The following is a 4,201-nucleotide window of genomic DNA, read 5'->3' as shown; positions in this document are numbered from 1 at the left end:
AATAACGCACGGAATTTGATTCTGGTAACTGGTGATTGGTAACTGGTAATTAAATACCGTTTGGCTGAGCTCAGGACGAAACTATTTAACCAATTACCAATTACCAGTTACCAATTACCAGTTACCAGTTACCAATCACCAGTTACCAGTTACCAATTACCAATTATCCGTTTGTAGGTTACGAAATGTGATGATGCCCCGTGCAAAACTTACTCAACACGACTCTAATACCCTGAAGGTAAAATATGGAATTATTTGTGACTGAGTTTCAAAAGTTTTTTTTAGTCTTAGCCCGAATTTCCGGGATATTTGTAATGGCACCTTTTTGGGGTAGTGTGAATATCCTGCCACGGATAAAAGCGGGCTTAGCCCTGTTTATCTCTTTGTCTATGTTTGGAATAGTCAGAAACCATATTAACCTTGTCCCAAATGATTTATTGACATATAGTTTGTTGGTTTTCAGTGAAGTTGCCGTTGGTTTAATTATTGGGTTTATGGCGACATTGGTCATTTCTGCATTCCAAATATCCGGCGAGCTCTATAGTGTGCCAATGGGATTTGGTATTGTCAATACGATTGACCCATTATCACAAATAGAACAACCTATTATCGGGCAGATTATAGGATTATTTGCACTATTGCTTTTTTTATGCTTTGGTGGACACTTGATGATGCTCATTACCATTTCCAAAAGTTACGAGATAGTGCCCGTATTGAAATTAGATGATTGTAGTATGATTGTAAAAACGATTATCACCAGCTTTGCCGGTATGTTTTTAACCGCAGTGAAGATTAGTATGCCGGTTATGGGGGTGGTATTTTTGGCTACTCTGGCAATGGGATTGTTGTCTAAAGCATCCCCGATGATGAATATTATGGTTTTAGGTTGGGCGGTTACCATTGTGGTAGGAATATTAAGTTTAATCTTTCTATTTCCGTTATTATCTACCGTCGCCGTTAATTTATTTGAGCAATTATTCGCGGATATTGATAACCTTTTAATAAATTTGGGGGAAAACAATGTTAAATAAACAAAAAAATAGGTTTTTTCTTATCAATTTGTTTTTCGAAGTTCAAGAAAAAGATTTTGACTTACAATTATTTGCCACGGCTGAAGATGAAGGCAGAACTGAAGAACCAACTCAGCGGAAAATCCAGCGTGCCCGACTTAGAGGACAGGTTGCCAAGAGCCGTGAACTCACTTCTGCAGGAATAGCCTTAGTTACCATCCTGGTCTTCCCGCTTATTGGTTATTTTATGTTTATTCAACTACTTAAATTTATGCATATGTCTTTTTCTCAACTCCATACAGCTCCAATTAGTTTTAGTAATTTTACACAATTACTTAATTTTAATATTACTACTTTTTTCAAAATAGCCATTCCGTTTCTGCTCCTTGCATTAGTTACTGGATTAGTTTTTGAAATAATGCAGGCTGGAGTCTATTTTTCACCCATAGCGTTAATGCCTGATTTTATAAGATTAAAACCAAATTTTAGCCGTGTCTTTAGCCGATTTATTCCATCTAAAATGGCATTAATCGAATATGGAAAAACATTCTTTAAATTAGCGGTAATTACTATATTTACATATCAAGTTATTAAAAACAGTTATAATGATATACTTTTATTACCAGAAGCAGATGTAGTCGAAGGATTCTTTTTGATTGCTAATTTAGCATATAAAATTGTTCTCTGGGTAGCCATATTTTTATTACTGATGAGTTTATTCGATTATCTTCATCAGCGCCACGAATTCAGACAGAATTTAATGATGTCAAAACATGAATTAAGAGATGAATGGAAGCAATTAGAGGGTGACCCGTTAATGCGTGCCAGAGTTAGAGAAAGAATGAGACAAATGGCAACACGAAGAATGATGGCTGAAGTCCCCAAAGCAGATGTAATTATTACTAATCCTATCCATTTAGCCATTGCCATTAAATATGATTCTGCCTTTATGCGTGCACCAACGGTCGTGGCAAAAGGAAGAGATTTAATTGCTGAAAAAATTGTTGAAATAGCCCGAGGTTATGAAGTCGCTATTGTTGAAAATAAACCTTTAGCCGAAACATTATTTGAAACAGTAGAAATCGGGACAGAAGTGCCGTTAGAACTTTATCGTGCCGTCGCAGAAATATTAGCCTATGTCTATCAATTAAGGCAGAAAAAACGCGCCGCTTAAATTAGGTAATTAGAGGACAGTATAGAGTCTGTCAACAATAGTTATTTACAATACTGTAAACAATATCTATGGTAAATATCTAATATTTACAAATTACCGGCTGGCAAAATTCGGGAGGTTAACTTATAAATGGTTAAAAAATTTCCTATTGGAAAACCTGTTTCTGGAAAAGACCTTATCGGAAGAGAGGAAGAAATCAATCAGATTTTTGAATTACTCAAAGACGGACATAGTGTTATTTTGATTGCTCCACGAAGATTTGGCAAAACATCTATTATCCTCGAGGTTCTAAGAAAACTCCAGATTGCCAATTTTTTAGTCGGAGATATAGACATCTTTGACATTACAAGCAAAAGGGAATTAGCCGAAAAGATAATTGAGACTACTTTGAATAATGATAACTTGCCTTTAACCAGGCTGTTTAAATCTATGAAGGAAAATGTAGTTAAGGCACTTCAACAAGTAGAATTCAAATCCGTCATAAATGAATATGAGTTTATCTTAGGTTTTTCAGATAAACAAAAAACAGACGAGGAATTGTTAGATGATGCTTTGAATTTCCCGCAGGAATATGCATCAAAAAAAGGTAAAAGTTTTATTATGGCTTTTGATGAATTTAGTGACCTGGTTAAACTAAATGGGGAAACTTTGATAAAGAAAATGAGGGCAAAATTTCAGCGACAATCTCAAATAACATACCTTTTTGCCGGTAGCCATGAAAGTGTTATGACTAATCTTTTTGTTAATAAAACTTACGCATTCTATCGGTTTGGGAGGGTAATTTATCTCCATGGGATTAAAGAAGAAGCCTTTAGTCGCTATATTACAGATAATTTTCGTGAAGACGGAATAGAATTAACCGACGGTGTCCTTGACCGAATATTAAAGATTACCGGCGGACATCCTTATTATACCCAATTACTTTGTCATTTAATCTACTATTCCCTGGTGAACAAAACAAAAAAAGTTACTCTCAATGAGGTGGAAGAATCTTATGAAGAGGCACTGGCAATGGAAGGTGTCTATTTTGATGAATTATGGTCTTCCTTGATGAGTAGAAAAGGACATACTGCTGTCTTAATCTCAATTGCCTCAGGAGAAAATCCGTATGAAACCTATGGTCTATCCAGACAAAACATTCATCGAATAGTTATCTCTTTGACAAAATCAGGATATATCAACAGAAAAGAAAGAGGAAACTATGAGGTTACTAATCCTCTATTTAAAGAATATATCAAAAGAAGGAAGGGTTACTCGTCTCGTGGTGAGTAAATTTTGCACAAGCGCTTACGGATTAACCGTTCAGGATATAGCCACAGAGCCACAGAGAACACAGAGGAAATATATAATCACGAATGAATCCTGTTAGATGTTTTACTATCTAACGAGATAAATCCGAATTTCTCTGAACAACAAAAAGATTTGTAGTGCGAGGTTTTAGCCTCGCTTCTGGCAAGCCAGAAGGTGAACCTAAAGGTTCACACTACATTTAGGGAATATCACAGATTAATTCGTGTCCTTAAGTGACTAATTTCTTTAATTCTCTGTGAACTCCGTGCCTCTGTGGCTGAACGATTACCTTACGGATTAATGAGATAAAAAGGAGTAATTAAAATGGCTCTATCAAGAGCACAAGCAGTTCCAAGATTAACCTGGATGCAGCAGGCAGATATATTAATTGCAATATTTATACTTTGTATCATCGTAATGCTGGTTATTCCACTACCACCATTATTTATTGATTTATCCATCGCTATGAATTTAACCTTAGCCATTGTGGTTATTTTATCTGTGAGTTACTTATCTAAAGTGACTGATTTTTCTGTATTTCCATCTCTTTTATTGGTGACGACTGTGTATCGGTTAGCGATTGAAGTTTCTACTGCAAGGCTTATTCTCAACGGACGGGGTGGAGAGGTAGGGATTGTGCGGACATTTGGAACATTTGTCGTGGGTGGGAATTTAGTTGTTGGGATTGTGATATTTCTGATTTTAGTTATAATTCAACTTTTAGTGA

The 4,201-nt window shown here is 35.7% G+C and carries 4 protein-coding genes; all 4 read left to right on the top strand.

Annotated features, from left to right (window positions below):
- The first annotated feature begins 245 nt into the window (after positions 1-245).
- Entirely contained in the window at positions 246-1,031 is a 786-nt protein-coding gene (gene fliR, locus AB1414_16645; GenBank protein ID MEW6609047.1) for a flagellar biosynthetic protein FliR, read from the top strand.
- Positions 1,021-2,184 carry a flagellar biosynthesis protein FlhB gene (gene flhB, locus AB1414_16640; GenBank protein ID MEW6609046.1) on the top strand — a complete coding sequence of 388 codons (1,164 nt, stop codon included), beginning with the start codon at positions 1,021-1,023 and terminating at the stop codon, positions 2,182-2,184. The genes fliR and flhB overlap by 11 nt, the downstream gene beginning before the upstream one ends.
- A gap of 129 nt (positions 2,185-2,313) precedes the next feature.
- Positions 2,314-3,456 (top strand): ATP-binding protein, encoded by a 1,143-nt coding sequence (locus AB1414_16635; GenBank protein MEW6609045.1) that lies wholly within the window; start codon positions 2,314-2,316, stop codon positions 3,454-3,456.
- A gap of 342 nt (positions 3,457-3,798) precedes the next feature.
- A partial coding sequence (locus tag AB1414_16630) for an FHIPEP family type III secretion protein (GenBank protein MEW6609044.1) occupies positions 3,799-4,201 on the top strand: 403 nt, incomplete at its 3' end.

This window comes from bacterium, assembly GCA_040755795.1.
GTDB lineage: Bacteria > UBA9089 > CG2-30-40-21 > CG2-30-40-21 > SBAY01 > JBFLXS01.
The sequence above is the reverse complement of the archived record's forward strand: the minus strand, read 5'-3'. Positions and strand labels throughout refer to the sequence as shown.